Source organism: Pseudomonas sp. Irchel 3E19, assembly GCF_900187585.1.
GTDB classification, from domain to species: domain Bacteria; phylum Pseudomonadota; class Gammaproteobacteria; order Pseudomonadales; family Pseudomonadaceae; genus Aquipseudomonas; species Aquipseudomonas baetica.
In genome coordinates this window covers 55412-73401 of sequence record NZ_FYDT01000010.1, presented here as the reverse complement: position 1 = coordinate 73401, position 17990 = coordinate 55412, and the positions used below count along the sequence as shown (strand labels likewise).

Below are 17990 nucleotides of genomic sequence, written 5' to 3'. Positions count from 1 at the left end.
CCGCTCCACGGATGAACTTCGGGTTTTGTGAACATGAGTGATAACGCTGCTTCTCCGGCCGTCCCGACACCTGCCGGCAAACCTTCCCGGCGCTGGCCGGCACTGCTGATCGGATTGGTCCTGGTGGCCGGCGTAGCGGGAGGTTTTGGCTGGCTGCTGCTCAAACCCAAGGCGCCGCCGGCAGAGCTTGCCAGTGACAAACTCGGTCTGAGCCGCCCCGACGCCTTGCTCGAAACGCACTCCCTGAGCCAGTTGCCCAAAGACTTGCTGACGGTGCCGTTCCTCAAGGCCACGCTCACCGAAGATTTTGTCTTCTATTACGAAACCCACGCCGACCGCCTCGGGCTGATCGGCAGCCTGCGCCGGATCATCTACGAGCATGACCTGAAGTTGCAGGACAGCCTGATCGAACAGCTTTTCGATCAGCCGGCGGACGTCGCGCTGTGGCGTGGCGCCGATGGCCGGCTCAAGGATTTCCTGCTGGTGATGGATCGCGGCGGGCTGGCCAAGCTACTGGAGCCGTTGGCGAAGGTCGCGCTGGATGATTCGCAGCTCAGCGTGTTGGGCAATCTCAAAGTCGGCAGCGACGAGGTGCCGCTGTACCAGCTCAGCTACAACGCCAGCAAATCGCTGCTGTTCGCTTCGCGCGGCGACAAACTGGTGATGCTGTCCAATCCGGCCAAGTATTACGATCCCGAAAGCGGCATGTCCGAAGAGTCGGGCCATGTCTCACCGCAAGCACTGGCAGCGCTGCTCAACGGCGAAAAACTGTTCCCCGAGGCTTTCGGCCTTCCAGTCAAACCCCCCGAAACCAAACAACGTCTGTCGGTCAACTCCAGCGTCCTCGCCATGGGCTACCAGCGCTTCATCCCGAACTTCGCCGGGCTGCGTTTCGACATGGACGACAAGGGCTGGCACAGCTACCTCGCCATGGATGAGCTGGAAAACCAGCCGGACTTTGACTTCAAACCGGTCTGGCAAGCCATGCCGCTGGGCGCCAGTGCCTGCGTGACCTTGCCAGTAGCCGCCGAACAGCAGAAACCGTTGCTGGTAAAACTCGGTGCGGAAGAAGCCATGGCGCAGACACTCACCGAACACGTGGCCGGCGCGGCGGGCCTGTGCTGGTACGCCGATTCGCGGCTTTACACGCCGTTACTGGTCGCCAGTCTGAAGGACGAGGACAGCAGCAAACTCGACGGCGATCTCGGCAAACTCTTCGGTTCGATGGTCGGCGCCTTCGAGTCCAACGTTGAAGAAAAAGTATTCCCGGTGGTCGAGAAGCAGGAAGGCAAGAGCCACGTCTGGCAGCGTCAGGTCAGCTCGAACTTCGGCCCGTACGCCGCGAAAACTGCCGAGAATCCGGACGCAATCAGCGGCAAGGCTTTCATGAAAGTCAGCCTCGCGCGCCATGGTTCGACACTGCTGTTCTCCCTCGACGACAAACTGGTCGATAAAGCCCTCGGCACCCTCGACAAGCGCTTCCCGCCGATGGCCGACGTACTGCCCAAAGACGTGCTGATGCCAATCTATTTCGGCCCGGACTCCATGGCGCAACTGATGCAGCAGGAAACCCTCGACAGCCTGCCGCAGGACATGGAACCGGTGTTTTACAACGCCGCGCAAACCTACCTGATCCCGAAATTGCGCACCCTCGGCGGCTACGGCAAATATGCCCTGACCTTGCCTGAAGGCAGCGAACCCGACGGCCACTGGCAATGGCTGCCACTGGAATGGAAAGCGCTGTGACGGCACTGATCCGCAGCCTCGGCCTGCTCGCGCTGTTGCTCAGCGCCGGCGCCCGTGCGATTGAGGCTCCGGCACTTGATCCGGCGCAGTCCCAGGTGTTCCGCGCCTGGTTCGTGCGTATCGCCCAGGAGCAACTGAGCCAGGGCCCGAGCCCGCGCTGGTACCAGCAGGACTGCGCCGGGCTGGTGCGTTTCGCCGCCAACGAGGCGCTGAAAGTCCACGACGACAAATGGCTGCGCAGCAATGGCCTGTCCAATCGCTACCTGCCGCCGGAGCTGTCGCTGAGCGACGATCAGCGCAAGCTCGCCCAGCAATGGCAGCAGGGCGGCGGCAAGGTCGGGCCGTACGTCAACGCGATCAAACTGATTCAGTTCAACAGCCATCTGGTCAGCCGCGATGTATCGCAGGCGCGCCCCGGTGACCTGATGTTTTTCGATCAGGGCGACGACCAGCACCTGATGATCTGGATGGGCCGCTACATCGCCTATCACACCGGCACCACCACCCCCACTGACAACGGCATGCGTTCGGCAAGCCTGCAGCAACTCATGACATGGAAGGACACCCGATGGATACCCGACGCAGCCAACCCCAACTTCATCGGCGTCTATCGACTGAACTTTCTCTCCCAATGACCGGTGCCAGCATGTTGCGACTCTGCGCAAAAATTCCTCTGTTGCTGGCACTGCTGCTGCCTCTGGCGACTGTTAATGCCGAAGATTCGGTGGAGCCCAGCGGCTACACGCCAGTGTCCGGCGAAAGCTTCTTCCTGCTGGCCGACAGCAGTTTTGCCGCCGACGAGCAGGCGATGGTCCGTCTCGAAGCGCCGGGCCGCGACTACCGTCGTTTCCGCATGGAACCTTACGGCGGCGCCGACATTCGTGTGTACCGCATCGACAAGCCGCTGGACTTCCTCAAGCGCCAGAAGAATCTGCACCGCGTGGTCAGCGACGGCCAGTTCAAGGGCGAAGGCCTGTCCAACACCCTCGCGTATCTGTGGGACAACTGGTACCGCAAATCCCGTCGGGTGATGCAGCGTGCGTTCTCCTATGAATCGCGCAAACAGGTCACCGAGGAAGTGCCGGAGCTGAAGATGGGCAACGCCATCGCCGCACCGACTCCGTATGACGCACAGCCGCAGTTCGCGCTGATTCCGGGTCTGCCGGTGGTCAGCCAGTTCCGTTATCCGCTGTGGCAGGCCAAGCCGATCCAGCCGCCGGCCGGGGTCAATCTGGCCGGGTCTTCCAGTGACTTCGTCAGCGTCGCACCGGGCAACGTCTACATCCCGTTGGGTAACCTGAAACCGGGTCTGTACCTGGTCGAAGCGCTGATCGGCAAGTACCGAGCAACCACCATGGTTTTCGTCTCCAACACCGTTGCAGTCAGCAAGATTGCCGGTGACGAATTGCTGGTCTGGGCCGCGCGCAAACACGAAGGCAGTTCGGTGCCGAAGGTTAACGTGCTGTGGACTGACGGCCTCGGCGTGATGAGCAGCGGTGCTACCGATGCCGATGGTTTGCTGCGTCTGAAGCACGTCAGCCCTGAGCGTTCGTTCGTGATCGGCGAGGACGAGGAAGGCGGTGTATTCGTCTCCGAGAACTTCTATTACGACAGCGAAATCTACGACACCAAACTCTATGCCTTTACCGACCGGCCGCTGTATCGCCCGGGGGATTGGGTGTCGCTGAAAATCGTCGGTCGCGAGTTCAAGAACGCGCGGGACTCGGTGCTGCCGGGCGCGGCGGACGTCAGCGTCAGCGTGCTCGATGCCACCGGCACCGAGCTGCAACACCTCGATCTGAAACTTGATTCGAAGGCCGGTACTCAGGGCCGTTTCCAGTTGCCGGACAACGCCGTGGCCGGTGGTTATGAAATCCGTTTCAACTACAAGGATCAGGCCTACAGCAGCGCCTTCCGTGTGGCCGAATACATCAAGCCGCACTTCGAGATTTCGCTGAACCTGGCCAAACAGGACTACCGCACCGGCGAACCGGTAAAAGGCAGTCTGGTGCTGCTGTATCCGGACGGCAAACCGGTAGCCAACGCGAAACTGACCCTGAGCCTGCGCGCCCAGCAACTGTCGATGGTCGACAACGAGCTGCAATACCTCGGGCAATTCCCGGTGGAATTGACCAGCACCGAATTGACCACTGACAGCAAAGGCAACGCGACCCTCGACCTGCCGGCCGCCGACAAACCGAGCCGCTACATGCTCACCGTGTTCGCCAGCGATGGCGCGGCGTATCGGGTCAAGACCACCAAGGAAATCCTCATCGACCGTGGCGCCGCGAGCTTCCGCCTGAGCGCGCCGCAACGCTTCAGTGCGGCCAACGACAAGGTGACGTTCAGCTATGCCAACGAGGGTGGCACCGAGCAAAGCAAAGCGGTCACGCCGAGTCGTTACGGCTGGGTGCGTCTGGAAGATCAGAGCACGGGCGAGGGCAAACTCGCCGCGACGGATAAAGGCTTCAGCCTGGCGTTCGAACGTCCGGGCACTTACAACCTGACCTTGAAGGATCAGCACGGTCGCGTCCTCGGCGCCACGGGCCATTCGGTCACTGGTGACGGCGTCAAAGCGGTGCCGGGCACCGTGGAAATCGTCCTCGACAAACCTGAATACAAGGCTGGCGATGAAGCGCTGGCGCTGATCACGTTCCCTGAGCCGGTCAGCGATGCCTTGCTGTCGCTGGAGCGTGACAAGGTCGAAGCCACCGCGCTGCTGGCCAAGGGCGGCGACTGGCTGAAACTGGAAAAACTCAGCGACACCCAATACCGCGCGCGCATCCCGGTGAAGGACAACTTCGCACCGAACCTGACCTTCTCCGTGCTCTACACCAAGGGCGGGCAGTACAGCTTCCAGAACGCCGGGATCAAGGTCGTCGCGCCGCAAATCGACGTGGCCATCAGCACCGATAAAGCGGTGTATCTGCCGGGCGATACCGTGACGGTTGACCTGACCACGCAGTTCGCCGGCAAAGCCGTGCCGGCACACGTGACCGTTAGCGTCGTCGACGAAATGGTCTACGCGCTGCAACCGGAAGTTGCGCCGACCATCGACCAGTTCTTCTACCACCCGCGCCGTAACAATGTGCGCACCAGCGCCAGTTTGTCGTTCATCAGTTACGACGTAGCGTTGCCGGGCAGCCCCGGTGCACCGGGCAAGGCCAACCGCAGCGAGCGTGGGGTGAAAGTACTGGAGCGTCCGCGTCGTGAAGACGTCGACACCGCCGCATGGCAGCCGGAGTTGCTGACCGGCGCCGACGGCAAAACCCGTTTCACCTTCAAGATGCCGGACTCGCTGACCCGCTGGCGCATCACCGCGCGAGCGATTGCCGATGACGGTCAGGTCGGGCAGAAGAAACAATTCGTCCGTTCGGAAAAACCGCTGTACCTGAAGTGGAGCGGCCCGAGCAAATTCCGCAAGGGCGATCAGCCGCAACTCGGTGTGTTCGCTTTCAGTCAGGCCGAGAAACCGGTCAAGGCTGAACTGGTCACCCATTACGCGGGCGCCGAACAACGCCTGCCGGTGACCCTGAACAACGGCATCAACTACCTGCCGCTGCCGGCATTCACGTTGGCCTCCGGCGAGTGGACGGCGGAACTGGTGCAGGACGGCAAAACTGCCGATGCCCTGGCCGTGCGATTGAGCGCGACCGGCGATGGCTGGCAGGTGACGCAAACGCAAAGCCTTGATGTCGCCAGCGGCGACACTGCGCTGAGTCTGCCGGCGGATGCCACCGACATTCGCCTGCGTCTGGATGACAGCCCGCAAGCGTTGTTCCGCTCGGCGCTCGATGATCTGCTCAGCTATCCGTACGGCGGCGTCGAGCAGACGGCCAGCCGTTTGCTGCCGCTGAGTATCGCCTATCCATCACTGGCATCGAGCCCGCAGATCCGCGATCGCTTGCGCCTGATCATGCAAAACAGCCGTCTGCGCCTGGTGCAAATGGCCGGGCCATCGGCGAGCTTCACCTGGTGGGGTTACGACGGTGAGCCGGATGCGTTTCTCACTGCTTACGCCTATTACGCCGACTGGAACGCCAGCCAGGTGCTGGAACTGACTCTGCCGCCGGAGCACTGGCAGCGCGTGTTGGAGGTTTATGCCAAGCAAGCGCCGAACACACCGCTGTTGCAGCGGGCGCTGATTCTGTCGTTCGCCAAGCAGATGCACTTGCCGGTCAACACATTGCTCAGCGGTTTGATGGACGACCTGGCGAAGGCCGGGGAAGGCAATGCTGAAACGATGATGGACGCTGGCGAAGACAGTCTGGTGATGAGCGATCCGGATTCGGCGCTCGGTCTGGCCGCAGCGCGAGTGTTGACCGCAGCGCTGGCGACCCAGTCGAAAGTCGCGTTGCCTGATGCCTTCAATCGTCAAGTCGGCGCGGCGCAACAGCGTCTGGCGGTCAGTTCGCAGCCGTTCGCCGAAGCGCTGAACCTGTCGCTGCAAGCGTTTGATCAGACCCGCGCGACGGCGTTGTTGCAACGTCTGTTGCCACAACAATCGACGCTTGAACGTGCGCTGGCGCTGACCTGGCTGCAACGCAGCATCGCCCAGGCGTCGCCGACCATCGCGCTGACACCGGGTGAAGGCTGGAAGAAAAATTACGGTGCGACCGGTGAGATGTACTGGACGTGGCAGGGTGCGACGCCGGTGCCGAGCATGTTGACGGTGTCCGGCACACAAGAGCGTCCGCTGCGTGCGGCGCTGAGCTTCCAGACCCAGCAACCGGCGGTCGATCCAATGGCTGTGACCGTCACCCGTCGCCTGTCGCGACTGGTGCCGGTCGATGAAGCATTCACCTTCAAACTGGAACCGGTCGGTACTAAACCGTTGTCCAGCGACAGCCTGTATCTGGACGAAGTGATCCTCACCAGCAAAGCGCCGAAACCGCTGCGCTACGGCATGCTCGAAGTGCCGCTGCCACCGGGCGCCGATGTCGAGCGCACCACGTGGGGCATCAAGTTGCAGGGCAAGGACGGCACCGAGCCGACCGCGCTGGAGAAGGCACGCTTCGAGCCGGGGCAGTTGGCTTATGCCGTGCCGGTGGATGCGCTGAGCGGCGAGCTGCGTCTGCGCCATCTGGTGCGTTTCTCGCAGAAGGGCCAGTTCAGCCTGCCGCCGGTGCGTTTCACTCAGGTGTACGCGCCGCAGCATCAGGCTCAGGAAGCGAAAGCCGCCCTCGGTCAGGTCACGGTCAACTGACATGCCCTGGCCGCTGCTGTGGCTGCTGTTATGGGTGATTCCTGCGCTGGCGACGGCGCAGGATGAACCGTTGCGCGTAGCGTACAAGGGCGAGTTGCTGTCATTGAGTCAGACACAATTGATTGCTCGCGAGCCGTTGCCGTCGACGCTGGATGCGCCGCTGGGCAGTCTTTGGAAGCTGTTTGTTTACGCGTGGCTGGTGGATACCGGCGCGCGGGAGCCGGCGTATGAGTGTCGCGGGCAGTCGAAGGAAGAAGTTTATTGCTGCTCGGCGGGCGGCAAGATCGAGCGCGATCAGGCGTTGGTGAAATCCTGCGGGTTGTATTTTGAACCTGCACGATTGGGCATAACCGCTGCCGATTGGAGAACTTATTGGCAGACGCGGCAAGCGCCGACGTGGTTGCTGGATTTGCCGTCGGTGCAACCGGCCACGCGGGTTTCTGTGGCTGACTTGCTCAAGGTTTTGTCTTCGCTGCCAGCTCAAGAACAGATGCGCCGTGTGCTGCTCGACGTGGTGCTGAACGCCGCCGACGGTAATGTCGTCGGTGAACTGGGCGGTCGCCTGCGGGTGAAAACCTGGAGCTGGCTCGGCGATCAGGACCCGCAATCGCGGCAGGGCGGGTTTGCCGGTTGGACGGCGGACGGTTCGCCTGTATGGGCGGGTGGGCGCGGCACCAGTCAGATGGTTTTTCGGCATTACGGAGCTGCACTGGCGACGGTGCTGCCAGCGGCGTCGCCTGCGGAGGCGGGGCGTTGTGTCGAGGTCGGACTGTTCTCACGCTATCCGGTCGTGCGGGTTTCGACTGGTGAGGGCGCGGTGACGTCTGGCCCGTTGCAAGGCGATTACCGCGTCGACTTCGCCAACGGCAATGCGCTGGATATCCACAGCGACGGCGAACTGTTTCTGCTCAACGACAAACTCGTGGCACGGCTGGATCGCGAAGAATATGTCGCCCGGGTTTTGGAGCGCGAAGCCAGACCCGAACCCGCCGAAGCCGCCAAAGCGCTGGCCGTGGCGATCCGCACGTATCTGCTGCAAAACGCCACGCGTAATGGCGACTGCCTGAGCATCGACGACAGCAGCAACCGCCAGCGCGTCGCTCCACGTCCGGCCTCCGCCGAGTCGCGCAATATCGCCGCATGGACGGCGGATCTGGTGTTGGCCGGCAGCACCGTCACCTATCACTCCGACCAACCCGGCCCGGACAAACTCGCCTGGCAGCAAGCCGTCGAACAAGCCAACGCTGGCCAGCGCTACGACGCAATCCTGCTGCACGCCTATCCGCGCGCCAGCCTCAGCCGCTGGGACAACCCGGTCGCTTCCTGCGAAGCGCTGCCCGCTGCGCAAGACTGGCTGCAGAAACAGCGACGCGGCTGGCGTCCGAAGCTGGAAAGCGAAACCGGCTACAACGAGGTCAGCACGTTCGCGGTGTGCAAGCTCGCTTTCGGCCGACCCTTCGTCGACCGCGAACGCCAGCGCATCTACGTGCGCGGCGTGCTGACCTTGCAGGATCGCCTCGACCTGACCCACGAATATCTGCACCTGGCCTTTGAAGCACATCCCAACGGCCAGGATGAAACCTACATCGAAGGGCTCGCCCGTCACCTCTTGCTGGAATAGACCATGACACTCCGTTATCCACAGGTCTTGCTGTTGCTCTGCACGTTGACCGCGCTGTCGCCGGCCATCGCCGCTGACAGTGTCAAACTCGACACCCCGGTCGGCGGCTGGCGCAGCGGCGCGCCCGAAGGCGAGGGCGAAAGCTTCCGCCAGACCGTCAACTACCCGGCCTCGTCGGTGAACACCCCGGTCGGCCAGGCCAACACCGCACGCATCAGCGGCGAAATCAAAGCCACACCCAAAAGCAATGAGCCCGGCCGCCTCATCGTCAACGGCGTCAGCATGCCGCTGAAAATCGACGACAGCGGCCGCTTCGATCGCCCGTTCTCCTTCCCCAACGGCAGCAACAGCGTCGAAGTCCGCAGCCCCGACGGCAAGCAACGCCACCGTACGCAATTTCTCAACACCAGCGGCGGCGCCACCCCGGCCAAACTGCGCGTCCTGCTGGCCTGGGACAGCGACGGCACCGACCTCGACCTGCACCTCGTCACCCCCGACGGCGCACACATCTGGTACGGCAACCGCAGCGCCGCCAACGGCGGCGCGCTCGACGTCGACGTCACCACCGGCTACGGCCCGGAAATTTTCGCCATGCCGGCGCCGATCAAGGGGCAGTATCTGGTGTATGTGAATTACTTTGGTGGGGGTTATCGCAGTGATGAAGATGGCGAAGCCGATGCGGTGCAGGCGCTGACGACGGCGCAGGTGACGGTGATTACTGAAGAAGGGACGCCTGGCGAGAAGATGGAGACGTTTCTGATCCCGATGCGGGCGGTGGGGGAGTTGACGTTGGTGAAGTCGTTCAGTTATCCGTGAGTAGGTTCTGGCTCAGGGACAGCACTAGAAACCGGGCGGAATGTAACCGGGTACGAACGGAACGTTGATGCATTTGCCATGAATGATTTTTCCGTCCTCGATCCTGAACAGCACGATCTTTTTGGCTTTATTGACGGTGGCTTCCAGTTTGCAGTCAGAGCTATGCCCGACGGTCTCGTAGTACTCGGTGTACACCATGCCGTTGCCGGTGTGATTCATAGAAGTACCGGCCGCTTCAGTGGTGGTCCAACTGGAGGACTTGTACCACGTGAGAACGGCCAGATTCTCCCCGCTGGCACCGGTTTGTTTTTTCATTGAGTCGGGTTTGCCGAACAGATCGAGTGCCTCCTGAACATCCCGGCCTTCCCAGCGCGACTGCGCAACAAGGTGGCAGCCATTCACCAACAAAGTTGAGGCTGTCATCAGCAGCACCAGTAACGTTTTAGTCCATTGATTCATCATGACTCCCGATGTCATGTGCAATACGAAATAGCGCGCTGCAGCGTTAAGAAATCAGGCTGTTACTTGTTGCCCAGTATCGAGTCGAGGTTGTCCATCATCTGGCCTTTTTCCTGAACAAGCGCCAGTTTGAAGAATATTTGCTGCATGCCCTGAATCATCTGCAAGTGCTCCATCGCGCCCAGCGCGATCATGTCTTTTTTCTCTGGGGAGCAAACGAAAGCAAGGGCACGTTGCACCCAGAACTCCTTCGGCTGCTGCCATTGCTGGTTCACTTTCAGGTGCCGCAGCAGGTAGGCAATTCGATCCACCGACTGGCCATTAACAAACCGCAGCTTGTTTGTCTTGCACTGAACTTCCAGGTTATAGGCATCAATCATCGGCTTGCCCGGCTCTTCATACACCAGCGTCACCGCCAACATCTGCGCGCCCTTGGTAAGTGTCGACGGCACCACAGAAGTTTTGTCGGCGACATACATGATGTTTTTGTGCGGGACGCCGTTGCCATAAATGATCCACCAGTCGCCGATAGGGTTCGGTTCTTCCGCTAACGCTGAAGTGGCTGACGATAGTGCGGTCAGTAAAGCGAGGGATTTACTCAGTTTTAAAAGCGATGACATGGTGCTGCTCCATTCCTTGGCGCTTTTGTAATGCACAAAAACAGAATGGAAATTTAGTGGCGGGTGCCGGCTGGGGCAATTAGGGCGGATGTGCTAATGGCTTATTGGAATGGCCGTTTGTTGGGCATTAATTATCGGTAAGGCTCAAGTACAACGAACGTAGCGTCTGTACGCGGTTGCGTCCCTGATTCTTGGCACCGTACAGCGCCTGGTCGGCTTCCGAGAGCAGGCGTGACAGGTCATGACCGGATTCGCGGGTGGTCACCACGCCGATACTGACACTAAGTAATCCAGGCTCAAGAATCGGCAATTGCGAGAACGAACGACGGATCCGTTCGGCAATTTCCAGTGCAGTCTGTTCATCGCAATCGTTGAGCAAACAAGCAAACTCCTCACCGCCGACCCGCCCGCAAACATCTTCCTTGCGCAGGCTCTCGACCATGATCCGGCCAAATGCAATCAACGCCTGATCCCCAACGGGATGGCCGTAGGTGTCATTCAGGCGCTTGAAGTTATCCAGATCGCACAGCAACAACGCTGCAGGTTCCCCGTATTGCTGACTTTCGGCAAGCAACTGCCCGGCGTTCATCATGAACGCGCGACGATTGCCAATGCCCGTCAGCGGATCGCTGAACGCCGCCGTTTTGAGCTTGAGCTCTGCACGCTCCTTGACCATCGCCAGCGTGATGTAGGCGATGCCGATGACATACAGCATCGACTCGAACAGCATGAACGAGAAAAACGGCACGCCCTCGCCACTGCCCAGCAGCGCTTTTGTCACCGGCAGCCCTTCATCGGTCGCACTGCGAACGGCGTAGAACACAGTGTGCAAAACGGTCAGCACCAGTGCCGGCATAAACGCGACGTCCAGAGTGTGGCGGCTGCGCCAGAGCTCCAGCGTTGTCAGCACGCCGTAACTGAATGCCAGCAAGGAGTAGATTAAAACCCGATTTGGCATCGACTCGTAGAAGGCGGGAATCAGGCACAAGGTCAGCCAGGCGAACGCCCCCGCCAGAGTGCCGGACACAGAAGGCTTGCGCCCGACCAGCGTGCGCATGGCCGTCCAGTTCATCGCTGCACTGAGCAATAGAACAACATTGCCGAACACAATCGGAACGAAGTCGACGTCTCGATCACGCCAACTGACCAATACCACGCCCATGGCGCCCAGCAGCATCATGCTGCCGAGGTACGCCAGTGGCGGCTCGCGGGTTTCGCGATACCAGGCGTGCAGCGTCAACAGCCCCATCAAAAAGAAGACGAAGACCGAAACGACCAGCAAGGTCGGGATATGCAGGGCCATTCCATGGATTCCCGTGAGGCTCAATACCGGAATCCGGCCGGGGTCGGGGATGCGGGTAAAAACAGAGGGGTGCTTATAAGGCGGGATTTAGCACTGTGGGGGTTGGGTTTGGCAAGTGTTGGCGCATTGACCTGAGGATTGCCTAAGCCATTGCGACAGGCAGCGGGGCAATTGTGCTGCAGCAATTGCCCTGTTTCGCTCCGGCGTCAGGCCGCTATGTTTGGACTGAAACTGCTGGAAGTAAGGCGCTCAATTGCGATCCCCAGAGCTTGATCGTCAAATAGCTTGTTTTTTCGCACTGCAGCGCTGGAACCACCATCCCACTTCAGCAGCGCTTCGCGTAAAGCTGGAACGGTTGGCGCAACGCCGTCCTGAATCAGCAACCAGTCGACAGTCGCGAGCAACTCCATGCCAAAAGGAGATTCAAAACCATCGATCAATTCGGCCGTGCGCTCCAAAGCCTGGGAGTATTCCTTGGCTTCAGTCTTGAGGTAGGTCTGCAAAAAGGCTCTGCGATCTTGATCAAACCAAATCACATCAGTGTTCTCCGCATCACTGATGCGCTTGGCGCAATGCAAATAGCTGCCATCCAGATTGTTGAGCAGATGCTCCAATCGATTGGCATAGGGTCCGAATTTATGAGCGACGAATTTGAGATTCAGCGGGTTCTCAGTCCCCGGAAGTTTCTCGATTGCACGCTCAAGAAACCACGCCAGTTTTTGAATCTCGAGCAGGCTGCATTCCATGCCCAGAACCCAATAACGTCGCACCAGTTCTGCAATCAGCGCCCGTGCCGGAGTGAGTTGCTCAACTCCGTTGCGTTTAGCGACATTCAGATACTGATTGGAGGGTTCGAACACCAATACATCCACATCCAGATCACTCAGTACCTCAACTATTTGCTCGCGAACCTCGGGCCACTTCAGTCCACCATTACCAGCACCTAGCGGTGGGACGGCGACGGACTTCACGTCGTTTTCTATCAAGAAACGACGCAAGTCATGCAGACCTTCGGTTATCCAGGCCATTTGCGAGGGAGAGCGCCAGTGGCGTTTGGTAGGGAAGTTCACGATCCAGCGTGGGCCATCGAGTTCATTGGTGGCCGTCACGTGCATCTTGCCGGTTTCTACTTCACCGGCCTTGCACGCTGCCGCATACAGTCGGTAATTCTGCGCAAAGCGTTCTTTGAACATCAATGCGATGCCTTTACCCATCACGCCGACGGTGTTCACCGTGTTGACGAGGGCTTCGGTCTTGGCTTCCAGCAGGTTGCCTTGGGTGAATCTGATCATTGGAAATACCATTTGGGGCGCGCATGGACTGGCAACGTTAGGCCTCTAGCTTCAACGTCTGCTTCTATGCGTACTTTCATTGCATCGGTGTGGCACATGATGCCCAGTAGTCCCGTAATCGGTAAACGGTTGTGGATCAGCGCCTCAGCCTGATAACGCTCCATTTTGCGAGGATCATCAGGATCGCGCTTGAAGTCGCGCCGTTGAAGGATAGACCAATCGATCTGGTCAAGATTCGCCAGATCGCTGTAGTAGTTTGTCCAATCCGGGTAGGCATGTGCGTTTGTGAAGACAAACGGTAGGCCCAGTTCTGCAACGCGATAAAGGCTGGAAACGAGAATGATGATCTCGTCGTTGGTGCGCTGCTGAACGCTCCAGCCAGAATGAATGTTCTGCATCATCACCGAGAAGGGCGTGAAGTAGAAGGGCACGTAGTCGGCCAGTACGCCTTCGGGTGCGATAGGCACATGGCGGGAACGGCGTTTGTCGATCAAGTCGACGTTGCCGATGTTCACGTACTGATTGGCTGGAGGCAAAAGGTCATACAGCAAATCTTTTGTTTCCTGAAGGCACAGGAGACAGGGCGGTCGACGCTGCTTACTCGCAGTATCGAGATGAGCTTCGGCACTATTCTGACGACTCCCTTTTAGAAATACTTGGGCCGTTCGCCGACACTGCGGTCATAAAGCGCTTTATGACCGCTTAGAGCCTGCGTCACCTCCAGATGAAATGCCATCGTCCGCCCTGAATCGGGCCAATCCTTAGAGGAAGTGACGATGGCAGCAACTAACCAAGAATACGCCCAACAGAAAGCCTCCCAGCACCAGCAGCGCCGCATCTTGCGGCTCCCTGCTGTGAAGTCTGCAACGGGTTTGGGGCGCACCAAAATCTATGATTTGATGAAAGAGGGCCGGTTTCCGAAGGCCCGCCGCATCGCTGGCGCGCATGTTGTTGGCTGGGACAGCACGAAGACAACACAGCGGAGTACTTCTAGCCATGGCCGCCCTGGACTATTTGCGCCAGGCTGGCCTGGTCGTCGAGCTGGAGGGCACGCGACTGCGAGTGAGCCCGGCGTCGCGTATCACCGACGAGCACCGCCAGTATCTGAACAATCACCGCGTTGCGCTTCTGGCCGAATTGGAAGTCGCCAACGATCCGCAGATCGCGTCAGTACCGCAGCAGGAGCAGACGCAACATGTCATCCGCACTGCTGCCACGGCCTCACCTGAATGGCACCAGTCCCGCAACCTGTACATCGGCCATCTGATGAGCTGCCGTTCCTGTCACGCACCGACGGTTCGCTACTGTGCAACAGGGGCAGCGCTGCGCCAGCGTTATGACAACACCTCGATGGAGGCGACCTCATGAGCGAATCGCTCAGTATTCCTAAGCTCGACGATGAAACGCAGTCTCAATTTCAGGCCCGCATAGCGATCACTCCGGAATGCCTGAGCGCCGCCGTGCTGGTCACGTGTAAGCACTTTGATGAGCCGGTTACAGAGGTCGTAGAGGAGCTTAAGCGCCAAACCGCCGCAATGAACAGCGGCGATATGACGCGTGCGGAGAACATGCTCTTGGCTCAAGCACATACTCTCGATGGGCTGTTTGCCAATCTGGCGAGTAAAGCAATGGTGGCAAATCATTTGGACCGAATGGATAAGCTTTTGCGGATGGCGCTCAAGGCACAGAGCCAAAGCCGCGCGACCTTGCAGACCCTGGCCGAACTCAAAGCGCCGAAGCAGATTGTCTTTGTGAAGCAGGCCAATATTGGCAATCAGGTCCAGGTTAACAACGGCACTCAAGAGAAGCCCGCTCGCACGCGGAAAACTAAAAACGTGCAGAACGAATTATTGGAGGTTGAGCATGGCGAACGGCTGGACACCCGAGCGACGGGCACGGCAGGCGGAGTTGATCCGGCAATGGCGACCTTGGGAGCGAAGCACCGGACCACGCAGCGCCGAGGGTAAGGCGGCTTCATCGCGCAATGCCTGGACGGGCGGGATGAGGCCGCTGCTGCGAGAGCTGGCCGAAGAGCTGCGAGAGCAGGACAAGATTCGTCGCGAGATTCTGGACTGAGTGAAAGGCCACGAATTGCACTTAATACGGGCCGCCAAGGACAATGTGTTCATGCGGCGGATGCAGGGCGGGATAAACTCGATACTGATTTGTAAGCGGCCAGCGAACACACCTTCAGAAATCCGGAATTAAGGGCGATGGTGTCCGCCTATTTTTAAGCGGACGCGATCACCCTTATCGCCAGGATTTCCATGCGCCAACGAAGCTCCTATCCCAAACCCTTCAAGGCCCAGGTTGTGCAGGAATGCCTGAAACCCGGTGCCTCAGTTTCCAGCGTCGCCATCAGCCACGGCATCAATGCCAACGTGATTCGCAAGTGGCTGCCGATTTACCGTGATAAACCTGTCGCGCCACTTCCCGCGTTTGTACCGCTGCAACCAATGCCTAAACGGCACGCTGATGAAGCGGTGGTGATCGCACTGCCGCTGGGCGACAAAGCCATCACGGTCAAATGGCCCATCACCGACCCGGACGGCTGCGCACGTTTTATCCGCAGCCTCTCGCAATGATACGCATCGACGCCATCTGGCTCGCCACTGAGCCCATGGACATGCGCGCCGGCACCGAAACTGCGTTGGCCCGCGTGGTCGCCGTGTTCGGTGCGGCGAAGCCGCACTGCGCTTATCTGTTCGCCAACCGCCGGGCCAACCGGATGAAGGTGCTGGTGCACGATGGCGTGGGCATCTGGCTTGCCGCACGGCGTTTGAACCAAGGCAAGTTTCACTGGCCTGGCACTCATCGCGGTTTGGAAGTCGGGCTCGACGCTGAACAACTTCAAGCGCTGGTGCTCGGTTTGCCATGGCAGCGAGTTGGCGCTAACGGCGCAATCACAATGATTTAGCCTTGCTTTTCAGCTGTGGCAGGTGGATCGCTTTGGTAAAATCCACGGCATGACTTCCTCTCCCAATCTCGACCAAATGACACCCGAACAACTGCGCGCACTCGCTGCGCAGTTGCTGTCGAAGGTCGACACCATGGGCCGAAAAATCCATCGTGACGAGACGATCATCGAGCAGCTCTCTCACGAGATTGCCATCCTCAAGCGGCACAAGTTCGCCAAGCGCAGCGAACAGATCAGCCTGGCGCAAGGCAACTTGCTCGATGACCTGCTCACCACTGACCTTGAGGCTATCGAGGCAGAACTGAACGCGCTTCGTCCCGCCCCAACGTCGGACGAAACCCGCCAAAAACCCAAGCGCGCGCCGCTGCCGCCGCAGTTCCCACGTACCGTCATTCGTCACGAGCCAGAGAACACCCAGTGTGTCTGCGGGTGTCAGCTTCAGCGCATCGGCGAAGACGTCAGCGAGAAGCTGGATTACACGCCGGGCGTGTTTACCGTTGAGCAGCATGTACGTGGAAAGTGGGCCTGCCGCCAGTGCGAAACACTGATCCAAGCACCGGTGCCGGCCCAGGTGATCGACAAGGGCATCCCGACCGCAGGCCTGCTGGCGCATGTGATGGTGGCCAAATTCGCTGATCATCTGCCGCTGTACCGGCAAGAAAAGATCTTTGGCCGTGCAGGCCTGGCGATCCCGCGTTCAACGCTGGCTCAGTGGGTGGGCCAAACTGGCGTACAGCTACAACCGCTGGTGGATGCACTGCGCGAAGCGGTGCTGGCTCAGCGAGTCGTGCATGCCGATGAAACGCCGGTGCAGATGCTGGCGCCCGGCGAGAAGAAAACGCACCGAGCTTATGTCTGGGCTTATTGCACCACGCCGTTCTCGGCACTGAAGGCCGTTGTCTACGACTTCAGCCCCAGCCGTGCTGGCGAACATGCACGGAACTTCCTTGGCACGTGGAACGGCAAGCTGGTCTGTGATGACTTCGCGGGTTACAAGGCCAGCTTCGAGCTGGGCATCACCGAAATCGGCTGCATGGCGCATGCCCGCCGTAAGTTCTTCGACCTGCATGTGACGAACAAAAGCCAGTTGGCCGAGCAAGCGCTGCACTCAATCGGCGGGCTGTACGAAGTTGAACGGCAGGCCAAAGACATAAGTGATGAAGAACGATGGCGATTACGCCAAGAAATAGCGGTGCCCATTGCACAGAAATTACATGAGTGGATGCTGGCTCAGCGCGACCTCGTGCCCGAGGGCTCGGCCACGACCAAGGCTCTGGATTACAGCTTGAAACGCTGGGTAGCGCTGACGCGCTACCTGGATGATGGTGCCGTGCCCATCGACAACAACCCGGTGGAGAACACGATCAGGCCATGGGCGCTTGGGCGCTCCAATTGGTTGTTCGCCGGGTCTCTGCGCAGTGGCAAACGAGCGGCAGCGATCATGAGTTTGATCCAGTCGGCACGCATGAACGGGCATGATCCGTACGCGTATCTCAAGGATGTACTGACGCGATTGCCGACGCAGAAAGCCAGTGAGATCGAGCATCTACTGCCGCATCAATGGATGCCTGGCTGATCTACGCAAGGCGTATTCCCCATACGCTTACACTGATTTCCCTTGGCAAGTACGTGGAACGTCTGGGTGACACCAATGTACAACGACGAGTGTGAACTGCTCGCTGCCAGCCTAGCATTTGTTCAATCTTACTCAAGCTTGCCGTATCCTTGCCAAAACTTCCATGTACCGCTGGGCACAGTGTCGCAGCGGGTTCGAGCACGATGGAAGAACGGTTCAGCAAAATAATCACCCTAGACGAAGTGGCTGCCTACCTTGAGAGGTAAGCGAGCGGTTATCGCTTGTCTGCAGCAAAGAATATCCCGGCTTTTAAGGTCGGAGGGACATGGCGCTTCTCGCGCGCTGACATCGACATGTGGATCAAACAGCAATCGATGAAAGGGTTGAGCGCTCGCCTGACAGACGACATCACCAAGAATCCAGAAAAGTGAATT

Annotated in this window: 15 protein-coding genes and 2 pseudogenes; 12 read left to right on the top strand and 5 right to left on the bottom strand. The window is 59.5% G+C overall.

What is annotated here, in order from left to right:
- Window positions 1-33: 33 nt before the first annotated feature.
- From CKW18_RS08905 to CKW18_RS08885, 5 genes are read left to right on the top strand one after another with little or no spacing between them, the layout of a single operon-like run.
- Window positions 34-1746: a DUF2138 domain-containing protein gene (locus CKW18_RS08905; protein ID WP_095188490.1), complete on the top strand. Its 1713-nt coding sequence runs from the start codon at window positions 34-36 to the stop codon at window positions 1744-1746.
- Window positions 1731-2381 carry a DUF1175 domain-containing protein gene (locus tag CKW18_RS08900; protein WP_095188489.1) on the top strand — a complete coding sequence of 217 codons (651 nt, stop codon included), beginning with the start codon at window positions 1731-1733 and terminating at the stop codon, window positions 2379-2381. The genes CKW18_RS08905 and CKW18_RS08900 overlap by 16 nt, the downstream gene beginning before the upstream one ends.
- Window positions 2378-6952 (top strand): alpha-2-macroglobulin, encoded by a 4575-nt coding sequence (locus tag CKW18_RS08895; protein ID WP_095188488.1) that lies wholly within the window; start codon window positions 2378-2380, stop codon window positions 6950-6952. Before CKW18_RS08900 ends, CKW18_RS08895 begins: the two co-directional genes overlap by 4 nt.
- A 1-nt stretch (window position 6953) precedes the next feature.
- On the top strand, window positions 6954-8573 hold the full coding sequence (locus CKW18_RS08890) for a DUF2300 domain-containing protein (RefSeq protein WP_095188487.1): 1620 nt from the start codon (window positions 6954-6956) through the stop codon (window positions 8571-8573).
- Between the two features lie 3 nt (window positions 8574-8576).
- Window positions 8577-9389 carry a YfaP family protein gene (locus CKW18_RS08885; protein WP_095188486.1) on the top strand — a complete coding sequence of 271 codons (813 nt, stop codon included), beginning with the start codon at window positions 8577-8579 and terminating at the stop codon, window positions 9387-9389.
- Window positions 9390-9413: 24 nt separating this feature from the next.
- Here the strand turns inward: CKW18_RS08885 and CKW18_RS08880 are convergent, their stop codons facing one another.
- From CKW18_RS08880 to CKW18_RS08860, 5 genes and pseudogenes are all read right to left on the bottom strand, one after another.
- Window positions 9414-9848 (bottom strand): hypothetical protein, encoded by a 435-nt coding sequence (locus tag CKW18_RS08880; RefSeq protein WP_095188485.1) that lies wholly within the window; start codon window positions 9846-9848, stop codon window positions 9414-9416.
- A 62-nt stretch (window positions 9849-9910) separates the two neighbouring features.
- A complete protein-coding gene (locus tag CKW18_RS08875; RefSeq protein WP_256586913.1) occupies window positions 9911-10504 on the bottom strand; it encodes a hypothetical protein in 594 nt (197 codons plus the stop codon).
- Window positions 10505-10595: 91 nt separating this feature from the next.
- Window positions 10596-11771 carry a GGDEF domain-containing protein gene (locus tag CKW18_RS08870; protein ID WP_095188483.1) on the bottom strand — a complete coding sequence of 392 codons (1176 nt, stop codon included), beginning with the start codon at window positions 11769-11771 and terminating at the stop codon, window positions 10596-10598.
- 206 nt (window positions 11772-11977) lie between these two features.
- Entirely contained in the window at window positions 11978-13063 is a 1086-nt protein-coding gene (locus CKW18_RS08865; protein ID WP_095188482.1) for a macro domain-containing protein, read from the bottom strand.
- Window positions 13060-13590, bottom strand: a pseudogene (locus CKW18_RS08860) (DUF4433 domain-containing protein); the annotation flags it as partial. The gene CKW18_RS08865 and the pseudogene CKW18_RS08860, both read right to left, overlap by 4 nt.
- 249 nt (window positions 13591-13839) lie before the next feature.
- Between CKW18_RS08860 and CKW18_RS30985 the strand changes: the two are divergent.
- The 7 genes and pseudogenes from CKW18_RS30985 to CKW18_RS08825 form a co-directional block, all read left to right on the top strand.
- A pseudogene (locus tag CKW18_RS30985) lies at window positions 13840-14016 on the top strand (AlpA family phage regulatory protein); the annotation flags it as partial.
- A 43-nt stretch (window positions 14017-14059) separates the two neighbouring features.
- Window positions 14060-14431 carry a hypothetical protein gene (locus tag CKW18_RS30980; protein WP_256586912.1) on the top strand — a complete coding sequence of 124 codons (372 nt, stop codon included), beginning with the start codon at window positions 14060-14062 and terminating at the stop codon, window positions 14429-14431.
- Window positions 14428-15030 carry a hypothetical protein gene (locus CKW18_RS30975; protein WP_256586911.1) on the top strand — a complete coding sequence of 201 codons (603 nt, stop codon included), beginning with the start codon at window positions 14428-14430 and terminating at the stop codon, window positions 15028-15030. Before CKW18_RS30980 ends, CKW18_RS30975 begins: the two co-directional genes overlap by 4 nt.
- Window positions 15031-15330: 300 nt before the next feature.
- The gene (locus tag CKW18_RS08840; protein WP_095188479.1) at window positions 15331-15648 is read left to right on the top strand and encodes a transposase; all 318 of its coding nucleotides are present in this window, start codon (window positions 15331-15333) and stop codon (window positions 15646-15648) included.
- Window positions 15645-15980, top strand: coding sequence for an IS66 family insertion sequence element accessory protein TnpB (gene tnpB / locus CKW18_RS30970; RefSeq protein ID WP_157815118.1), 336 nt, complete (start codon window positions 15645-15647; stop codon window positions 15978-15980). The genes CKW18_RS08840 and tnpB overlap by 4 nt, the downstream gene beginning before the upstream one ends.
- A 49-nt stretch (window positions 15981-16029) precedes the next feature.
- Window positions 16030-17556, top strand: coding sequence for an IS66 family transposase (locus CKW18_RS08830; RefSeq protein ID WP_095188477.1), 1527 nt, complete (start codon window positions 16030-16032; stop codon window positions 17554-17556).
- A 281-nt stretch (window positions 17557-17837) separates the two neighbouring features.
- Entirely contained in the window at window positions 17838-17987 is a 150-nt protein-coding gene (locus CKW18_RS08825) for a helix-turn-helix domain-containing protein (RefSeq protein ID WP_371857620.1), read from the top strand.
- Window positions 17988-17990: the final 3 nt, after the last annotated feature.